Genomic DNA, 19,554 nt, shown 5'->3' on the forward strand with positions numbered 1-19,554 from the left:
AACATTAAAACTTAAAATAATGCAGGGAGAAGACGATTTAAGAGGGCTTGCCAAGATAATGGCTTTTATGCGGGCAGTCAGTATTCTTTTGGTGCTGATGCACCTTTATTGGTTCTGCTACGGTTTCTTTTTAGAACGTGGTTGGACGTTGGAAGTAATTAACAAGATATTAGGCAATTTCGACCGGACGGCGGGCTTGTTTTCACATACCCTTTATACTAAAGCATTTGCTTTGGTTTTACTGGCTTTAAGCTGTTTAGGAACAAAGGGCGTAAAGAACGAGAAGATAACCTGGTCTAAAATTTACGTGGTTTTGGGCGTTGGTTTTGTGCTGTTTTTCCTGAACACACCGTTGCTAAAGCTATCTCCGGCAACAGGCACATTTCTGTATATGCTTACTAACTCATTAGGTTACATCGCCTTGCTGATGGCAGGCGTATGGATGAGCAGATTACTGAAAAACAATTTAATGGACGATGTTTTCAATAACGAAAACGAGAGCTTTCAACAGGAAACTAAGTTGATGGAAAACGAGTATTCCGTCAACCTGCCCACCAAATTTTACTACAAAGGCAAATGGAACAACGGCTGGATAAACATTGTAAATCCATTCAGGGCATCAATCGTGTTGGGTACTCCGGGTTCAGGTAAATCTTATGCTATTGTAAACAACTACATCAAGCAGCAAATTGAAAAAGGCTTTAGTATGTACATCTACGACTTCAAGTTTGACGACCTTTCGACTATCGCCTACAATCACTTACTGAAGCATCGGGATAAGTACAAAGTACAGCCGAAATTTTATGTGATAAATTTTGACGACCCACGCAAGAGCCACCGATGTAATCCACTAAATCCTGATTTTATGACGGACATTTCAGATGCTTACGAAGCGGCATATACGATAATGCTAAACCTCAACAGGTCGTGGATACAGAAGCAAGGCGATTTCTTCGTGGAAAGCCCAATTATTCTTTTAGCTGCCATTATTTGGTATCTGAAAATCTACGATAACGGTAAGTATTGTACGTTCCCACACGCCATTGAATTATTGAATAAAAAGTATTCGGATGTGTTCACAATTTTAACCTCATACCCCGATTTGGAAAATTATTTGTCGCCCTTTATGGATGCGTGGCAAGGTGGCGCACAAGACCAGTTACAAGGTCAGATAGCATCGGCAAAAATCCCGTTATCAAGAATGATAAGCCCGCAATTGTATTGGGTAATGACGGGCGATGATTTTACACTTGACATCAACAACCCGAAAGAACCCAAAATTTTATGTGTAGGCAACAACCCCGACCGTCAAAATATTTATTCCGCAGCTTTGGGTTTATACAATTCAAGGATTGTAAAATTGATTAATAAAAAAGGACAGCTAAAGAGTTCCGTTATCATAGATGAGTTGCCCACAATTTATTTCAGAGGACTGGACAATCTTATCGCAACAGCGAGAAGTAATAAGGTAGCAGTATGCTTGGGCTTTCAGGATTTTTCGCAATTAACGAGGGATTACGGCGACAAAGAAAGCAAGGTTATTCAAAATACGGTAGGTAATATTTTTAGTGGTCAGGTGGTCGGCGAAACGGCAAAAAGCCTTTCGGAACGCTTCGGTAAAGTATTGCAGAAACGTCAGAGTATGACCATTAACCGCAACGATAAATCTACCTCTATCTCCACACAGTTAGACAGTCTAATCCCTGCATCAAAAATCTCAACCTTAACACAGGGTATGTTTGTGGGTTCTGTATCAGATAACTTTGATGAACGTATTGAGCAGAAGATATTTCACGCCGAAATCGTAGTAGATAATGAAAAGGTAGCCGCAGAAAGCAAAGCCTATCAGCCAATACCACAAATCCTTTATTTTGTAAATGAGCAGGGCGAGGATAAGATGAAGCAGGAAATTGAAAGTAATTACAAGCAGATAAAATCAGACATACTGAATATTGTTGTCAGTGAAATGGAGCGCATCAAGAATGACCCGAACTTACAGCATTTGGTACAGCAAGATTAAAAACAAAGGGCTTTTTTAAGAAGCCCTTTGTTTTACAATTTAAGGAACAGTGTAACAGTTCAGCAACATAAAAGACAAGCAGTATTATATTGTATTTTTATAGAGCCGAATTTTTATTTTTTACATTATGCTTGATTTTAGACTAAAAGTTTTTTACGTCGTTGCAAAGCGGCTGAATTTTACCAAAGCCGCAGAAGAACTGTTTATTTCGCAACCTGCGGTCAGTAAGCATATACACGAAATTGAAACCCATTATAAAAGCAAATTCTTTGAAAGAAACGGCTCACGAATAAAATTAACGCCAGCAGGAAGCATACTTCTAAAGTGTGCTGAAGAAATATTTAATATACACAGAAATATAGAATTTGAACTTGCAGCACTAAAAAAGGATGTAAAAGGAACGCTGCACATAGGCGCAAGTACAACCGTAGCACAATATTTTATCCCTGCGTATTTGGCTTCTTTTAAACAAAAATTCCCCAATCTGAAAATTTCATTATGCGTAAATAATACGGAACACGTTGAAAATCTGCTGATAGAAAACAAAATCAATTTAGCCATTGTTGAGGGGCATACCAAGCGAAAGAATTTAAAATACTTGCCTTTAGTTAAGGATGAAATTGTTCTGTGTACGAGAAGTTCCAACCACGCTTCAAATAAGGCAATGATTACATTAAAGGATTTACAGCAATTACCCATAGTTATCAGGGAGGGTGGTTCGGGTTCCCGTGAGGTTATAGTGGCAGCATTGAAAAAAGCCGGAATAGCTGTTTCATCACTAAAAATTGATATGGAATTTGAGAGTACAGAAAGTATAAAATCATATTTGCTAAGTTCCAATTCTTATGCTTTCTTATCTATAAACGCAATATTTAACGAATTAAAGAACGGGGTGTTAAAAATAGTTGACGTGAAAGATTTGGAAATACAGCGTTATTTCTACTTTGTTACCCAACAAGGCGATACCCATTTTTTGAATGATGTATTTTTAAAGCACCTAACTTTAAATAACCTGAAGCTATAATACATTCGAAATAGTCATTTCCCTATTTTTTCAATCTTGCAGAATTTTGCACTAAATATTAAACAATTTAGTGCGATGAAAAACAACCCGCTTAATAATAAGAAAAGGATTTTAGACCGAAGCATCACAACCAGAGAATTAATTTTTCTCCTATCGCTCGTATGCTGCCTATCGCCCTTTATATCTCCACCATTAGCATTGCTTTTTGGAATAGTAATAGCACAATTTATAGGACATCCCTATCTACATCTTAATCATAAGGCCACGCATCTGTTATTGCAGATTTCGGTAGTAGGTTTAGGCTTCGGGATGAATTTAGGTACAGCATTGAAAGCAGGTAAAGACGGTGTTTTGTTTACAGTTGTCTCGATATTTAGCATCCTTATATTAGGTTATATTTTAGGAAAAGTTCTAAAGATAAATAAGGAAACCTCGTTTCTTATTTCAGTCGGTACGGCAATTTGTGGTGGCAGTGCCATTGCCGCTGTTTCGCCTGTTATAAATGCCAAAGAGAAGCAGGTAAGCGTTGCATTAGGTACTATATTCATTCTCAATTCCATTGCGCTTATTCTTTTCCCCATTGTGGGGCATATGCTGCATCTGTCACAAACACAGTTCGGATTGTGGTGTGCAATAGCAATACAGGATACAAGCTCCGTTGTCGGAGCGGCCAGTAAGTATGGGAACGAAGCACTGCAAATCGCTACGACAGTGAAGCTCACGAGAGCATTATGGATAATTCCGATTGCCTTTTTCAGTTCGGTTATTTTCAAGTCAAAAAACTCTAAAATAAAAATACCTTACTTCATTGGATTGTTTGTTGTTGCCATTATACTCAACACCTATGTCCCGTTCTTTCAGAAGATAGGAAGCTATATTGTGTACATTTCAAAAACGGGAATGACACTCACACTTTTTTTAATCGGCGCAGGATTATCGATAAAGGTTTTAGCTTCCGTTGGATTTAAGCCAATATTACAAGGTGTTATCCTGTGGGTACTTTTAGCAGTACCTGCCGTTTTAGTATTGCTATTTTTATAGTTGTATTTTTTTCAACTATTAAGACTTACTAAAAATACAAGAACACGTCTCATAGTAAAACAAAAATTAAAATCTACGAATAAAGGGAACGCTGTTTGTCCGAACAATACTTTCCGAAACCTGCGCAGCTTCTTTCAATTTTTCCACCTGCTCCCTACTTTCTCCTTTAGTTTCAGGTGTAATGGATAACTGTATCTTTCTTTCTACGGCTGCCAGTTCCGTTTTAAGCTCGCTTAATCGGTTTTCTTTAGACCAGATTCCGTTAACTACGTCCTGAAGTACAGGCAGGTCTTTTTGCATTTCCGTAATTTTCTCCTGTTCCTGCTTCACAAAGCCCGGTAGCTTTTCCAAAGCCCTTAAAAAATTCATTGCGGCAGTTTCGGGGTCTTTTGCCATTAATCCGTTGTTGTAGGTGTATTTGATATTGCCTTCGCCCTGCACCAAAAAGCGATTAACCCGAATATCCACGCCCTCTTTTTCCGACATTTCAGTTTTGACCAACAGCGTAAAACCGTACAAGCTGCCTATTTCTTCATACTGCCCTCCGGTATGGGCTTTGTCCGCAATCTCGTTCAGCTTTGCACCGATTTGTTTCGGATTTGCATTGGGTGGCAAGCCATTCAACAGCACAGGGTTTTCGATTGTACCGTCCGAACGCTTTTGCAGGCGTTGCTGTAAGTTTTCCCAGTCGGTACTCATACGGCTCAAACGGGATTGAGTGCTTTGCAACATTTCCGTATAATCCTGTACCTTAAATTTGGCACTGGATTTAGAACGGTTGAACGCCTGCTTTTCGCTTTCCAGTCCGGCAATCTGTTTTTCCAGTTTGGCTTTATCCAACAGGTCTGTATTTCCTGACAGGATTGCCACATATTCCGAAAAGTTCATTCCCGATTTTTCGTCCATACTTCCCTCGTCAATCGTTCTTTTGGTCAGGTTGTTGGTCTTTAACTGGTCGATGAAAAGCTGCTTATTATACAGCAGGTTGAACTTGTAACTATCCAAAGATTTTTCAACGGCATAGATAATCACAGCCACTTTATTATCGGCAAAGAATTTGGCAATCTCGTTGCCTTTTCTGATTGCCCGCCCGTCCCTTTGGGCAAGGTCTGACGGTCGCCACGGCGTATCTAAATGATGAACGACAACAGCTCTTTTCTGTGCGTTTACGCCAGTTCCGAGCATACTCGTAGAACCGAACAGTACACGGATTTTACCCTCGTTCATCCCGTTGATAAGGTCTTTACGTTGCTTATCATTTTTCGCTTCCTGAATAAACCTTATTTCGTGCGCAGGGATGCCGTGGTCTTCCACGAGCTTGCGTTTGATTTCAGAGTACACATTCCATTCGTTCGGCTTATAGGTTCCCAAATCAGAGAAAACGAACTGCGTTCCTTTTTGTGCGTTGAACCGGTTGTAATACTTGGCGATATTTGCCGCACAATGCGAAGCCTTGTTGTCGGGATGGTCGTCGTAGATACCGCTTACCATACGCATATCGAGCGACATCTTGCGGGCGTAGTCCGTAGCAATGAGCATCTTTGCTTTTTCTTCCCTTTGCGACAAAGGTTCTCTGCCGAGCAAAGTAGCATCGCCCGTTTTGGCAAACTGCATCAGGCTTTGTATAAAGGCTTCTTGGTCGGGCGTTGGCGGTATATTGTACAATATCTCGTTTTTGGTCGGGCGGTCAATACCAATATCCTTTGCCGTTCTGTAATCCGTTATCTCAGAATAGAACTGCGCCAGTTCTGGCACTTTGATAAAGTAGCGAAAACGCTCTTTGGCGACAATATTGTTAGCTACCGAAAATTCATAATCGGTCGTTTTCCTTGCATAGATAGCAGCCCACGCATCAAAGGAATGAATACCCTGCTTTTCCAATGCACGGGGACGCAGGTATTTGAACAGCAGGTACAGCTCCGTTAATGAATTGCTGATAGTTGTACCCGAAAGAAAGGTTGCCCCCATATCCGCATTGGTACGCTCCTGAATGGTGCGGATAGCAAACAGCAGGTTCAATGCCTTTTGGCTGCCGTCCACGTTACCCAGTCCGGCAACCCGTGTATGACGGGTGTTGAACATCAGGTTTTTGAACTGGTGGCTTTCGTCCACAAACAAATGGTCTATACCCATCATCTTAAAGTCCACAATATCATCTTTGCGGTTTTCAATATCGTGTTGCAGCGTTTTCAGCTTTACTTCAAGATTTTCTTTTCGCTTAATTACTCCGGCGAGCATTCCCCTTGTCACTTCCTTGCCTTGCGATTTCAGGGCATCGAGGTTGCGCTCTACGCTGTCTAATTCTATTTCGAGGATTTCCTTTTGTATTTCGGGCGACTGCGGTATCATTCCGAACTGGTCGTGCGTAAGTATCACACAGTCCCAATCATTATTTTTAATATCCCCGAAAATGCGCAGGCGTTTCTGCGGCGTAAAATCATCAATACCTGGATAAAGTATTTTAGCGTGGGGATAGGCTTTGCGGTAGTCTTCGGCAATGGCAGGTATATTCGCTTTCAGCCCGATAATCATCGGCTTATGGGCTAATCCCAAACGCTTCATTTCCTGCGCTGCGGTACACATTATCAGCGTTTTTCCTGCGCCTACTTCGTGGTCGCAGATAGCACCGTTGTTCAGTTTTATCATCCAAACGGTGTCCTTTTGGCTTGAATACAGGTCTTCAATGCCTGCTCCCTTGCGGTCTAATCCCGGAAATTCCTGATGGCTGCCGTCATAGTTCGGGCGAACAAAACAGTTAAACGTATCGTTGTACTGGTCGGTCAGCCTGTTTTTAAATTCATCATTCTGTGCGTGTAGCCAGTCGGTAAAAGCGTTACGGATTTCGTCAATCTTGGTGTTCGCCATTTGTATGGCTTCCATATCCCGTACTTTGACCTCTTGGTCGCCAACCATTACTTTTTTGGTAATATCAGGCGTGGTATTGACAAGGGCGTGTTTGAGCAGGGCAATACCGTCAAACGTTCGGCTTTCCGCTTTGACGGCATATTTTTCCCAAATGTGCATATTGCCCTGATGACACTTCACGGAAAAGTCGTCGGAGCTTTCGGAGTAATGAACCAGTACATCCGCATCGAACAGGTGCGAAGCGAAACGGGCATAAATTCGGGCAGGTATCCACCGTTCGCCGAGGTTAAAATCCAGTTCCTCAAATTCGATACGTTTTGGTCGGGCTTCCTCTAAAGCGGTAAGACTTTCTTTGGCTTCGGTATCATCAGGATTGTTTTCGAGATAGTTTCTTACTTCATCGGCTTTCTCAACTACGTTGCCTGCAATCCACCGTTCGGCTATCTCGTATTCTTGTTGTAGCGGATTGTAGAACAATCGTCCGTGAAAGGCTTCTTTCAGAGTATCGGCAGGCAGGCTGCTGATTTCCGACATAAAGTCCAAATCCACGTTGCCGTATTTGTTCAGCGAGGCGGCTAAAGCCTCTTCGGGATTATCGGTTGCTAATGTGGTGGTAGAAAAACTAACGGGACGGCTGAATATATCCGCTTTGTGAATTACGCCGCCAATGATACGCTCCAGATAGGGAATTTCTTTACCTGCACTGTCCGTCTTTATCAGCTTGGCATTTTCGGCAACATTGAGATTACCGTATTTTTTGACAAAGCCATCGTACAGGAGGTTCAGCGTTTCCCGTTCTACCTTGTGTTCGGTCTGCGTCTCAGCTTCCTTTTGGTACAGGTTGATATAACTGTCCCTTACGGCAATATAGGCATCGGCTCTTGCTTTCTGTGAAGACGGCAATTGCAATGGATGAAAGATTGCTTTTTTGTCTTCCTTTTCTACCTCTTGCAGATAACCCACCCAACCGTTTTCCACCACAAGGCAATCGTTACGGTGGAACGATTGCAGTTCACCAGTGTACGGGGCAGGTTCAGGAATAGCGGTAATATTGGTAGCGGTAATGGCTGTCTTATTAGACTGGCCATTACCGTTTATTTGTGAAAACAGGTCGCCGATAGGTTCCTGTTTTTTACCGTTTACTTGGGTTGTTCCATTGGCAGCACCATTAGATTTTAGCGGCGTGTAAGGTTGCCTTGCACTACTGAACAGGTCGGGCTGACGATTTATCGTGCCTCTTCTTTTATTAGTGCTTTGCCTTTTGGTTTGGGTAGTTTTTTTTGGTGGAGCAAGAACCATTACAGGTTCGCCCGCACTTTCAAACAGGTCGAAAATGCTTAGTTGCTTTAATTCCTGCGGGCTTTCCTGATAGACTACTGGAGTAGGTACAGGTTGCGGTTTTTGCGGAATGATTACAGGGTCAATGACTGGAGGTGTAACCTTTGGTTCGATAGGAATTTGTATAACAGGCTCATCATTGCGTTCGCCTCTGTATAAATTCAAATTCAGATGCTTTCCAAAATCTTCGGAAAGAATTTGCTTCAAATCTTTGGCAATACCCTCAACACCGCCTTTATGCGTGTAGATTAAGGCAGGTTGCCCGTATGGGTCGGTATCTAATTTTTGGTCGGTATGGATAATTCTTGTGCTATCCTGAAAGAGCGCATTGCCGGGAGTATTATATTCGGTTGGCTTGCTTTGGCAAAACAGATCTTCCCTGTCGGTCAGATTTTGTTTTGCCGTATTTTTTTGCAGGATAATAAGGTCGCTGCCGACTTCCGTACCTGCATATTCGGTAAACAGGTTGTTAGGTAATCTTACAGCCGAAACCAAATTATTATCCTGCATCAACGCCCTGCGTATGGGTTCGTTCTTGGGACTATTCAAAATGCCCTGCGAAGTGATGTAAGCCAACAGACCGCCCTCACGAAGCATATCAGCACCTTTCAGAAAAAAGTAATTGTGTATGCTTCGGGCAGCTTGTTCCTTTGCGCTGTTTCTACTACGGGAAAAAGAAAGGTCAAATACGGAAGTATCGCCAAAAGGGATATTACTGGCAACTACATCATAGCTCTTTTGTTCCCTTTCGGGGATTTCTTCAAAGCCGTTTATACGGATATTGCTTTCGGGGTAAAGCTGCTTTAAAATCTTGCCTGTAAGCAAGTCCTTTTCATAAGCGGTTACACTGGCTTTCTGATTTTCTATAAATGATTGGATAAATGAACCGATACCTGCGGAGGGTTCGAGGAATTTATCAATGTGCAGACCATTATCCCGTAAGGCAAATGAAATGGCATCTATAACCTTTGGTGGGGTATAAAAAGCCGTCAGTACGGAACTTTTCATACTATCCACATACCTGCGGTATTGCTTATCATCTTGGGAATTTTCTTTAAGTAGTTGGTGGAGTTCCTGCGTTAGTGGAAAAAGGTCGTGTTCTGTTTTTCTCCAATGATTGATGTCTATTTCGTTCTCTACGGGGTTCAGAACGAATTTAAGACCGCCAAATCCGCTGTATTGCATCATTAGCAGTCTTTCGCCTACGGTGGCTTGTCGTTTCTCCTTTTCCAGTTCAAAAACAATTCGCAGGGCATCAATATTCAGTTGGAGATGTTGCTTTTTACTGAAGCCCATTTTCCTCAATCCATATTGAGATGGTTCCGGTCAGTTCGGTATAGAGTACATCAAACTCATTTCCGTTGGCGAAATCATCAGTTAATTCATATTCTGCGAAAACAGGCTCACAAACGGGAAACATTTTAAAGGCGAACGGTCGCAGTTCCTCGTCTGCCATTATGGTATCAAATTCATTGCATACCACTTTGAAAACCGTGTCGAACTTGGAGAAGTGTAAGCCCTCAAAAAGTATATAGTTGGCTATTTCGTCGCATTGCTCAACGGCATTTCCCGAACGGAAAGCACCCTCATAAGCATTGGCAGCCCACGAAGACCGTTGGTCAATGAATTTTTGGTCGTGTGCCTTTTCGGGAAAGCTGCTGTTTAATAATTCTTGCAGTCGTAATCTGAAATACGATAGGTCTTTTTGCTGTACATCCATACTTTATTTTGTTTAGAATTTTACTTAAATCCTAAAATTAGAAGCAGAAGCAAACAGCTTTGATAATGTTGTAGGGTTTGGCTTTGAAAGGCAGGATTTGGCGTAAAGAAGTTAAATAGCGAGGAATTTAATTTGTATTTTTGAAAGTAAAAACGACGATAATCGACAGACAATAGATAATGAATGAATTAGAACCGCTAAAGAGTATTTTTAAAGACAGAATATTTAAAATACCAGACTACCAACGTGGCTACGCTTGGACTACACGACAACTAAAAGATTTTTGGGAGGATTTAGTTAATCTTCCCGCTGATAGATTTCATTACACGGGATTACTGTCCTTAAAAAAAGTAGACAAAAATACTTGGAGTAAATGGAATGATGAGCGTTGGCTGATTGAAGATAGAGGCTTCAAGCCTTTTCATATTGTTGATGGGCAACAACGATTGACAACATTTGTAGTTTTTATACAAGCTATCTCGGAACAACTCAAAGCCATACCTGAAAACAAGGATAAAAAGGATGAAGATATTTATCTTGGTTCGTTTAGTTTAAAAGCCATTAAGGAAGAATATTTAGTAATTGAAAAACCTCCGCAATTTATTATCAAAACATACAAATTTGGCTACGAGGTTGATAATCCAAGTTTCAAATTTTTACGACATAGAATTTTTTTAGAACCCAATAGCGGAACAATTCAAGAAACTTTTTATACCCTAAATCTTGAAAATGCCAAAAGGTTTTTCAAAGAAAATCTACAAAATTATTTCGACCAATATGGCTTAAACGAAATTGAAGCGTTGTTCAAAAAGGTCACGCAAAACCTAATGTTTAACGTTTATGAGATAAGCGATGATTTTGATGTTTTTGTTGCATTTGAAACAATGAATAATCGTGGAAAAAAACTATCAAATTTAGAACTTCTTAAAAATCGCTTAATATATTTAACCACTTTGTACGATGAGAATGAGCTCAAAAATGATGAGCGAAATTCCTTGCGAGAGAAAATCAATGATGCTTGGAAAGAAGTCTATTATCAGCTTGGACGAAATAAACAAAATCCACTCAACGATGATGATTTTTTAGTAGCCCATTGGATAATGTATTTTCAATACACAAGAGAAAAAGGCGATGATTACATCAGGTTTTTGTTGGAGCAAAAATTTACACCACAAAATATATATGCGAAAACAGAAGTGAGAGTTAGTTCTTTACAGGATTTTGAAGAAGTTAGAGAGGATGAAGACACCGACCAGGAAGAGGTTGAGATTAATGGAGAAGACGAAATAATAGTAATGCGTTCTCGACTTTCTCCTAAAGAAATCGAAGACTATGTAAACAGTTTAAAAGCTGCTGCTGTTCATTGGTATAATACACATAATCCGGTAAACAATCCAGACTTGACTACACAAGAAAGCCTATGGATAGACCGATTGAACAGAATTGGTATAATTTATTTCCGTCCGCTTGTAACCGTATCTTTTTTAAACAAGGATATTAATTCGAGTAAACGAATTAACTTATTCAAAGCAATTGAGCGTTTCATATTTATCACATTCCGGCTAAGCCGAGCTTTTTCTACTTATAGAAACAGTGAATTTTATCGGGCTGCAAGACAGTTGCGAAATAGCGAATTAACTATTGAAACTATTATCCAACGCTTGAATGACAGAATGAATTACTGTTTTTACACCCCTGAAAATTCTGAAGAAACCTATTTCGATTATACATACTTTCAAAAATTTATTGACAAGAAGTTTAAAAGCGGGGGTGGCTTTTATTATTGGAATGGACTTCGCTATTTCCTATATGAGTATGAAATGGAAAAAGTACGGCAAAGAGGAAGTCAAAAGATTGATTGGAGGTTATTTGTAAAGAGTGAAAAAGACAAAGTTTCCATTGAACATATTTATCCCCAAACTCCAACACATTCAAGCTGGAAATCCAGTTTTAAAGGTCATAAAAAGTCACAGTTACCTTTTTTTCAAGGAACATTAGGAAATCTTTTGCCACTTTCACAAAGCATTAATTCCAGTTTGCAAAACGATTGCTTTGATGATAAGAAAAAGGCAAAGTACAACGAAAAGAAAGAGAAAATAAGGCAAGGTTATTCCGACGGTTCACATTCAGAAATTGAAGTATCGGGATACGAGGAATGGAACTCTGAAACCATACTTGATAGAGGTAACAAGTTACTGGAATTTATGGAACAGCGTTGGGATTTAAAATTTGAAGATGAAACCGCAAAAGCTGAATTGCTGTTCCTTGACTTTATGCTCGAAGAAGAAGAACTACATACCACCACGGAAGAGTAATATATAGAAATAATAGTGCAAATGAATTATACAGAAAATATTGAACGCTTAAAAATACTCCTTACAGGAGCATCCACTGATGTTAATATAACAACTGAAAATGAAGCAGAATATAAGAGATTAAAAAGCGAACTGAACAAATCTGCTAAGTTTAAAGCCAATGAGCCGAAAGAGTTTAAAATCTGCTTTACGCTTCAGGAATTTAGAAGAGAAATGCAGACTAAAGGCGGGTATGCAGAACGGAGAAAATATATTAATGAAATCTTCTATCCTCTGATTTCAGATGAAAATTCGCTGTTAGATAGTATCGAAGAAATACAGCAAAATGTAAACTTTGGTCATTTAAACCTTTTACCACAGGATATACAACAAAAAGGGAGAGAAATGTCGGAAGTATATTTGTACCTGTACTGTATTGAAAATTCATTAAGAATATTTATTGAAGAGATAATGAAGTCACAAACTGTAAATATTCCTAAAAGAGTGCAAGACACAATAGATAAATTAAAGAAAAGTGAGCAAGAGAGCAAATATTTACCAATACGAGGTAATAGCGATTTGTTTTATTGCGACTTTATAGAGTTAGGAAAAATAATAGTCGGAAATTGGACAGTGTTCGGAAAGCATTTCCCAAAACAGAATGAACATTGGTTGAATGTAATGGTTGACGAATTATACAAGATACGATGTTTAGTTGCCCACAATAGTTACGTTGGTAAGGATGAACGTGATGCACTAAAAGTTTACTATAAAAGCATTACCGCCCAATTACAATTATAGTATTCTATCAAATGTTAAACCCTCTTAATTAGAGGGTTTTATTGTTATTGTTTGTTCAAGATTTGAAGCATCCTGCCGACTTCAATATCCATTCTTGAAAAGGCAAACCATTTTTTGCCCAGGTCTTTGAGTGATGCCCCTATGTGATAGAGTTCTGTATGGTCAATAATCAAAAAACGGTCGTGGGCATCAGAAAAAACCTCAATATCAACCGGAGGATATTGGCTATTATAGCGTTGTAAATCTAACCGTAGCTGATTGCTGATGCTTTTGGTAAGGATTGCAGCGGTTACGTTATTCTTACGCTTACCCAATAAAGTAAGCACCGTATCATCCACATAATTATCAAGTAGGATAATGGAATTTTTGGCACTTCGGATAATATCGGAAACAAAAGCGTAGGCATCAAATACCTGCCCGTTGTAGAAAATACCTTTTTCGCTGTGCAGCTTATCGCTTTCCAAAGCCTTAAATAGCTCTTCAAATTTTTGGTCGGCTTCCAATTGCTTTAATTCGATATTATCCAAACGATGAAACAAAGAAGCATTGCTGATAAGCATACGCCGCATTTCTACAAAGGCTTCCATTATTTCCACACTCATTTTAACGGCTATATCGGAACGGAGTATGGCAGATGCCATAGCAACGCCCTGTTCAGTAAAAACATAGGGCAAATAACGCCTGCCGCCGTAGCTTAAACTTGAGGTTCCAAATTGGAACCTCAAGTTTTCAACTTCCTCTTCGGTCAGTTGAAAGCAGAATGATACAGGAAAACGCTTAATATTTCTTTTAACAGCTTTGTTCAGGTTCTTTGTTTCTACCTGATATAAGGCAGCGAGGTCGCTATCCAACATTACCTGTTTGCCCCAGATAGTATAAATCAGGTTCCTGATTTCTTTGGGTACGATTGACGGTTTATTTTCCATTGCGTTTACTGCTTTTGTTTTTTTCAAACTCAAAGGAACTTTCAGCGTTTTCTTTCAGAATGATGTAAGCATCGAATTTCTTTCCGGCTTTGCTTGTCATTCCTTTGATAAGAGAGGTTTTGCCCTTATTAACAAGGCTTGTTACATTTTCGATACTGACTTGTACACCGCAGACGGTGCGGAACTGTACCCAGTTACACGCCTCATCAGGGCATTTCACAATCTTATCACGAATAATAAGTTGCTGATTTTTACATCTTGGGCAGTTCAATTTCGGCTGATTGGTATTTGCAATAGAGGTTTGCAGCAATTCATCGGTAATGGATTTGGCGTAGGTTTCCATTTCCTTTTGGAATGTTCCGGCATCTGCTTCATTGTTTTCAATTTTCTGCAATGCCAATTCCCATTCGGCGGTCATTGCCACATCTGCAATCTTGCGTTCTTTGACCAACTCATAAACCTGCAATCCTTTTTCCGTAGGAATTAAGGAACGTTTATCCCGAACGATATAATTACGGGTAAACAAAGTTTCGATAATGGCGGCTCTTGTCGCAGGCGTACCGATACCGATATTTTTGAGAGCTTTGCGCTCTTCCTCGTTTTCGATTTCCTTTCCTGCGGTTTCCATAGCCGACAAAAGCCCGGCTTCGCTGTAAAGCACTGGCGGTTTGGTCTGCTTTTCCAAAACGGCGGCTTCCTTTATGGCAAGTTCGTCGCCTTTATGCAGTTCGGGTAATTCCTGCACTGGCTCTTCTCCGTCATCGGTAAAACTTCCTTTTATGGAACGCCAACCCGCTTCCTGAATTTTACAGCCTTTTGCCGTAAAGTCGTAATGCAATACCTGTAATGATACATCAGTTATTTCTTTGCCACAGGCTTGCGATATGGCTTCGAGCAATCGAAGCGCAATCATATTGTATATCTTGTTTTCGTCTGCATTGAGTACAGACGGCACTTTGTCCGTAATCAACAAACCGTGATGGTCCGTTACACGGAGGTCATTCACGATACGTTTGTTGAACCGTCCCCATTTGATTTTGGTAAGGGCTTGCTTGCAATCTTCACGGTTCTGCAAAGCCCGCACAAGGTTTGGAATTTCTGCCCACATATCTTCAGGGATGTATTTGCTTCCGGTACGTGGGTACGTGATAAACTTCTTTTCGTACAGGCTTTGTGCGATATTAAGTGTCGCTTCAGCAGATAATTTCAGCCTTTTGTTAGCTTCCTTTTGTAAGCCTGTCAAATCAAAAAGCAAGGGCGGTTGTTCTGTAACGCTTTTGATTTCTACCGATGTAACGGTTGCCGTTGCGCCACGCTGAATAGCTTTAAGCGTATCATCGGCAAGCTGCTTTTCATCCCATTTAATTGCGGAAATACTTTTGAAATCAACCTGGGCTTTATTGTGCATTAGTTGTATCTGCCAGTATTTCTTTACCGTGAAATTCTTATTGTCGAGGTAGCGTTTGCATATCAAAGCCAGTGTTGGCGTTTGTACCCTGCCGAGCGAATAGATACCATTGCCTGCGGCAATGCTCAATGCCTGTGTAGCATTGATGCCCACAAGCCAATCGGCACGGCTTCTGCCTTGCGCTGCCTGATACAGTCCGTCAAATTCATTTCCGTTTTTCAGGTTGTCAAAGCCCTGCTTTATCGCCTTTTCGGTCAGGGAACTTATCCAAAGGCGTTCAAATGGCTTGTTGCATTTCAGGTATTCATAAATGTACCTGAAAATGAGTTCGCCCTCACGACCCGCATCGGTAGCAACGATGATGCTGTTGCTTTTATTAAAAAGCTGCTCAATGACTTTCAGTTGCTTTATTGCGCCAGTATCGGCGGTGTACCCTTTGTCCTTTTTGACCTTACGAACGGTCAATAAAAACGGGTTGGGCAATATCGGTAGGGATGCCTTGTCAAATCCCGAAATCCCGTAATCTTCTGGCATTCCCAGTCCTATTAGATGACCGAATGCCCACGTAACAAAATAGCCGTTACCTGTCAGGTAGCCGTCCTTTTTATCGGATGCTCCCACAAGTCCGGCTATTTCCCTTGCTACGCTTGGTTTTTCTGCAATAATTGTTTTCATACTGTATTACATTTTTCTGCCTTTGGATTTTGCAGGCTTGTTGTCCTGTTGCTCCTGCTGCTTTTCGTTTTTCGGTCTTTGCTGCCCGGACTTCAAAGGCTCTTGGACATTCTTGGTCGCTTCGTTGGTTTTGCCCTCGGAATTAACGGCAGTCTGCGTTTTATGGGTTTCGGCAGGTTCTACCCGTGCTTTATACTGACCGGGGAACTCAAAATTGGTCTTTCCGGTATCTTTGTCGAAAGTGATATAACCCTTATACGGTTGGTCTTTTTTGTCTTTCAGTTCAACGTAAATTGTTTGTCCGGCTTTGAACTTGTTATATTGCTCATCATCCAGTTCTTTGCCTCTGAAAGTTCTTGGAGCGTCCTGCGGTTGGCTTTGCTGATTGCTTTGTTGGGTGTTCTGTTGGTTCGTTTGCGCTTGCTGATTGTGGTTGCTTCTGTCAAACAGGAACTCAACATATCGCTTGTCCGCATTGAATTGTACCGTTGCCGAAAACTCCGTTCCTTTCGAGGAAATCATACCCTCTAAATAGAGTGGTTTGCCCTCCATCAGCGTTTGCTTTTGTTCGTCATTCAGCTTTACGCCCTTAATTTCATCGGGAATTTTTATAAACTCCGTGCGCAGTGCAATTACATCATTGGTCAGCCTGTCAATGCTGATAATGGACGGCATCAGTTCGCCTGTTTTGGAATTTACCAAATTGACGACACGCCCCATATTGCCCGTTTCAATTAGGTTTTTCTTGTCTTCATCCGTAAACTTGTGACCGAAAAACTCAAAGTGCAGGTTAGGTTCTTTTTTGATACCGTGTATTGCCACGATAACATTGCCGTCTTCACCTTGCTGTAAAGACAGGCGGGCATCTGTGCGGAGGATAGAGCCACCGAGGTTAATACCTATCGGTAAAAGCTCATTGGTTTTGTAACCTCGTAACAAAGGGTCGAGCAGGTTTCTTTTTTCAAGATACTCTTTGCTTAATCCGAGGTTTTTCATTGTGTCCCAATCAATCTGCTCCGGCTTGTAACGATATTCCGTTGCTTCCGTTGTGGTTTGTGCTGTTTCCATATTATTTTGATTTTCTTGTTTTTTATCAGGTTGTGTTTGCGCTTTCACTTCGTGCTCTTTCATCACTTTTTCACCCTCCGGTGTGGGCTTATCTACCTGCTTCTGCAATTCCTGCGCTTTTTCTATGGCGATGGGTGCAGGTACTTTGAAAAATGAAAAATTGGTGGGGTTCTTTAATTGGCTGAAAAAATTGGAGAAAAAGTTGGAAAAGAAATCTCCGCTTTTATCCACACGCATAAACTGGTTTTGATTTTTCTTCGTGGGGTCAACGGTTTCCATTTTCCCGTTTTCGTCGATACTCTTTACTGCCTGGATTTTCATTTTCTCTTTATCCAGTACGAGTAATATGTCCGAAAGCTGTTCGGGCATATCTTGTTTATTAGTTGTTTCTTCGCTCATAATCTGAAAATTTTAAAAATTCACTGTCGAATGTAAAGGAAGCCCGCACCGCATTGCACTATATGGCAGTCAGAGGCAGTGTTTGTCACTTATTGGCATCCAGTTTGGGCAAAGGCGGGTTAAAACTTTCCCTGATGAACTGGTGCACATCGGACAGCTTGTAATACAGTTTTCCACTGATAGTATAGTAAGGGAGCTTGCCGATGGAGCGATACCGTTGCAGGGAGCGGTTGCTGATTTTCAGCATTTGCAATAAGTCCTGATTGTCCAGTAATTCTTCTCCGTCTATGCTGTTGCGTTTCTTTTGTAAATCGTCTATGTGGTTGCCAAGAATGTCGAGCCTGTCCATTATGCGTTCCATCCACGCCACAAATTCCATTTTGTCGATGTTCATACGGTACGCTTTTAATGATTACCTGATTTCAGCTTTCTGCCTTTTTCGATGTAGCTTTTTCCTTGCGCCATAAGCTGCTCCACGTATTCATCGGTGGTCTGCACGGCATTGGCGTTCAACATTTCCTTGATTGCGCCAATCGTATAGTAATACTGCCCGTACATTTTTGAAAAGGCTATCTGACCGTTGGTGCGCATACGCCACAATGTTTTTTCGCTGATGTGGAGGTACTGGCAGACTTCGTGATTGTTAAGCCACAAACTATCGTAGCTTGTATCTTCCAGTTTGAGGATGTATTCGCTGATGGCTTTCAACCGTTCGTTGAGGTGCTTCCACACTTCTTCGTCAACTGTTATAATATTCATAGCAATGATGTTAAATATTCACAGGACAAAATTCAGAAGTGTGGCAGTGTTTGTCTGCCAATGCTTACCAATTGAAAAAGCGGTTTTTTGAAAATTTTACAATTTGCCGGAAAACCTTATTAAATAAGGGTTTGAGCAGATTTGCCGATTTTCGGGGCAGGAAAATATGCCCGTTTGCCCATTGGCATATATGGGTAAGCGCAGGTACAAAAAAAGCAATACGGGAGGCGTATTGCTTTCAAATTCTTTATTGACGGGTTGTTTATAAGTCCTTATCCATATATTCTTCCAATGACTGCTTCAACTGGTCTAAAAATAAGGTGCGGGAGCCTGCCCGGGTTTTCATCCGGTGGAATGCGTGGTGCACATCGGTCAGTGGCATGCGGAATAAGACCTGCGAAATGGCTGTGAGCTTTCTGATGCCGACTTTACCGCCTGAAATTGCACCCGAAGCATACAGGGCATACATCAACTCAATCAGGGCGTTTTTACTGTCCGTCCAGGATAGCTCTTTGATATCGTCTGTGTTACTGAAAAAAATATCGGGATTTTCTTCAGGGGTGATTTTAGTTAAAAGATAGGCATATAAAAGGTCATTAGCGATAATACGGGCTACTTTGTAATCATAATAGGTAGAGAATTGCGGGTCAATCTCAAAGACATAGCTACTAAGTCCATCAAGGTAATTTATCTGCCCACGCTTAAAGTATTCATTGTCCTTATCTACCCTGCCCGAACGGTAATATCTGTAAAAATGGGAATTGCAGATATGTTCACTAAATTCAATCTTTAATTCCGTGAGATGGGTAGAGAAATAGTTGTGATACATTTTCCCGTTGTTGACCGGACAGGCAGTTTCTATCCGGTAGAGCTTATTATAATAGATGAGTTTGCCCAGGATTTGCGGCTTGATCATTTTGAAGAACTCAATCTCTTTTTCTTCGTTGACAAATCCTGAACTTAAAACACATTCTTTTGATGAAATCAGTAGCTCCTGAAGAAAGACCGTCATTTGAAAAGCCTCTTCAATTAGCCCCGAGCACGTTACTGAAAATTTCCGTTCCTGCTCCTGAATTTCGGTAACAATAGTTCCTAATGACTTTCTCATAGTAGGGAGGATTATGTTATCAATATCAGTGTACCTTAGCAAATGTTATTAATAAACAGGGAATTAACAGCCAATATGACCCTACAATGGGAAAGATTTTGGTTATTT

13 protein-coding genes are annotated in these 19,554 nt (G+C 40.7%); 5 read left to right on the forward strand and 8 right to left on the reverse strand.

Annotation, left to right across the window (positions count from 1 at the left end):
* The first annotated feature begins 19 nt into the window (after positions 1 to 19).
* The 3 genes from mobC (at position 20) to BM253_RS05385 (ending at position 4,085) form a co-directional block, all read left to right on the forward strand.
* Positions 20 to 2,020 carry a conjugal transfer protein MobC gene (gene mobC, locus BM253_RS05375; RefSeq protein WP_091520367.1) on the forward strand — a complete coding sequence of 667 codons (2,001 nt, stop codon included), beginning with the start codon at positions 20 to 22 and terminating at the stop codon, positions 2,018 to 2,020.
* A 127-nt stretch (positions 2,021 to 2,147) separates the two neighbouring features.
* The gene (locus BM253_RS05380; protein WP_091520370.1) at positions 2,148 to 3,044 is read left to right on the forward strand and encodes a LysR family transcriptional regulator; all 897 of its coding nucleotides are present in this window, start codon (positions 2,148 to 2,150) and stop codon (positions 3,042 to 3,044) included.
* A 75-nt stretch (positions 3,045 to 3,119) separates the two neighbouring features.
* Positions 3,120 to 4,085, forward strand: coding sequence for a YeiH family protein (locus BM253_RS05385; RefSeq protein ID WP_091520374.1), 966 nt, complete (start codon positions 3,120 to 3,122; stop codon positions 4,083 to 4,085).
* A 66-nt stretch (positions 4,086 to 4,151) separates the two neighbouring features.
* Here BM253_RS05385 and BM253_RS05390 read toward each other — a convergent pair whose 3' ends face one another.
* Positions 4,152 to 9,584, reverse strand: coding sequence for an N-6 DNA methylase (locus tag BM253_RS05390; protein ID WP_091520377.1), 5,433 nt, complete (start codon positions 9,582 to 9,584; stop codon positions 4,152 to 4,154).
* Entirely contained in the window at positions 9,571 to 10,008 is a 438-nt protein-coding gene (locus BM253_RS05395; protein ID WP_091520379.1) for a DUF1896 domain-containing protein, read from the reverse strand. The genes BM253_RS05390 and BM253_RS05395 overlap by 14 nt, the downstream gene beginning before the upstream one ends.
* Positions 10,009 to 10,187: 179 nt before the next feature.
* Between BM253_RS05395 and BM253_RS05400 the strand changes: the two genes are divergently transcribed.
* Together BM253_RS05400 and BM253_RS05405 are read left to right on the forward strand one after the other, a co-directional pair.
* The gene (locus tag BM253_RS05400) at positions 10,188 to 12,323 is read left to right on the forward strand and encodes a DUF262 domain-containing protein (protein ID WP_091520382.1); all 2,136 of its coding nucleotides are present in this window, start codon (positions 10,188 to 10,190) and stop codon (positions 12,321 to 12,323) included.
* Positions 12,324 to 12,344: 21 nt separating this feature from the next.
* Positions 12,345 to 13,103, forward strand: a complete 759-nt coding sequence (locus BM253_RS05405; protein ID WP_091520386.1) for a Swt1 family HEPN domain-containing protein — start codon at positions 12,345 to 12,347, stop codon at positions 13,101 to 13,103.
* A 44-nt stretch (positions 13,104 to 13,147) separates the two neighbouring features.
* Here BM253_RS05405 and BM253_RS05410 read toward each other — a convergent pair whose 3' ends face one another.
* The 6 genes from BM253_RS05410 to BM253_RS05435 form a co-directional block, all read right to left on the reverse strand.
* Positions 13,148 to 14,029 carry an ORF6N domain-containing protein gene (locus BM253_RS05410; RefSeq protein ID WP_091520555.1) on the reverse strand — a complete coding sequence of 294 codons (882 nt, stop codon included), beginning with the start codon at positions 14,027 to 14,029 and terminating at the stop codon, positions 13,148 to 13,150.
* Positions 14,019 to 16,112 (reverse strand): type IA DNA topoisomerase, encoded by a 2,094-nt coding sequence (locus tag BM253_RS05415; protein WP_091520389.1) that lies wholly within the window; start codon positions 16,110 to 16,112, stop codon positions 14,019 to 14,021. Before BM253_RS05415 ends, BM253_RS05410 begins: the two co-directional genes overlap by 11 nt.
* A 6-nt stretch (positions 16,113 to 16,118) precedes the next feature.
* Positions 16,119 to 17,579 carry a DUF3945 domain-containing protein gene (locus BM253_RS05420; protein WP_091520393.1) on the reverse strand — a complete coding sequence of 487 codons (1,461 nt, stop codon included), beginning with the start codon at positions 17,577 to 17,579 and terminating at the stop codon, positions 16,119 to 16,121.
* Between the two features lie 85 nt (positions 17,580 to 17,664).
* Positions 17,665 to 17,973 (reverse strand): helix-turn-helix domain-containing protein, encoded by a 309-nt coding sequence (locus BM253_RS05425; RefSeq protein ID WP_002978404.1) that lies wholly within the window; start codon positions 17,971 to 17,973, stop codon positions 17,665 to 17,667.
* Positions 17,974 to 17,984: 11 nt separating this feature from the next.
* Positions 17,985 to 18,338 (reverse strand): helix-turn-helix domain-containing protein, encoded by a 354-nt coding sequence (locus tag BM253_RS05430; protein WP_091520397.1) that lies wholly within the window; start codon positions 18,336 to 18,338, stop codon positions 17,985 to 17,987.
* 262 nt (positions 18,339 to 18,600) lie between these two features.
* A complete protein-coding gene (locus BM253_RS05435; protein WP_027384306.1) occupies positions 18,601 to 19,446 on the reverse strand; it encodes an RteC domain-containing protein in 846 nt (281 codons plus the stop codon).
* Between the last annotated feature and the right edge of the window lie 108 nt (positions 19,447 to 19,554).

The sequence above is a fragment of the Paenimyroides ummariense genome, assembly GCF_900115115.1.
Classification (GTDB): domain Bacteria; phylum Bacteroidota; class Bacteroidia; order Flavobacteriales; family Flavobacteriaceae; genus Flavobacterium; species Flavobacterium ummariense.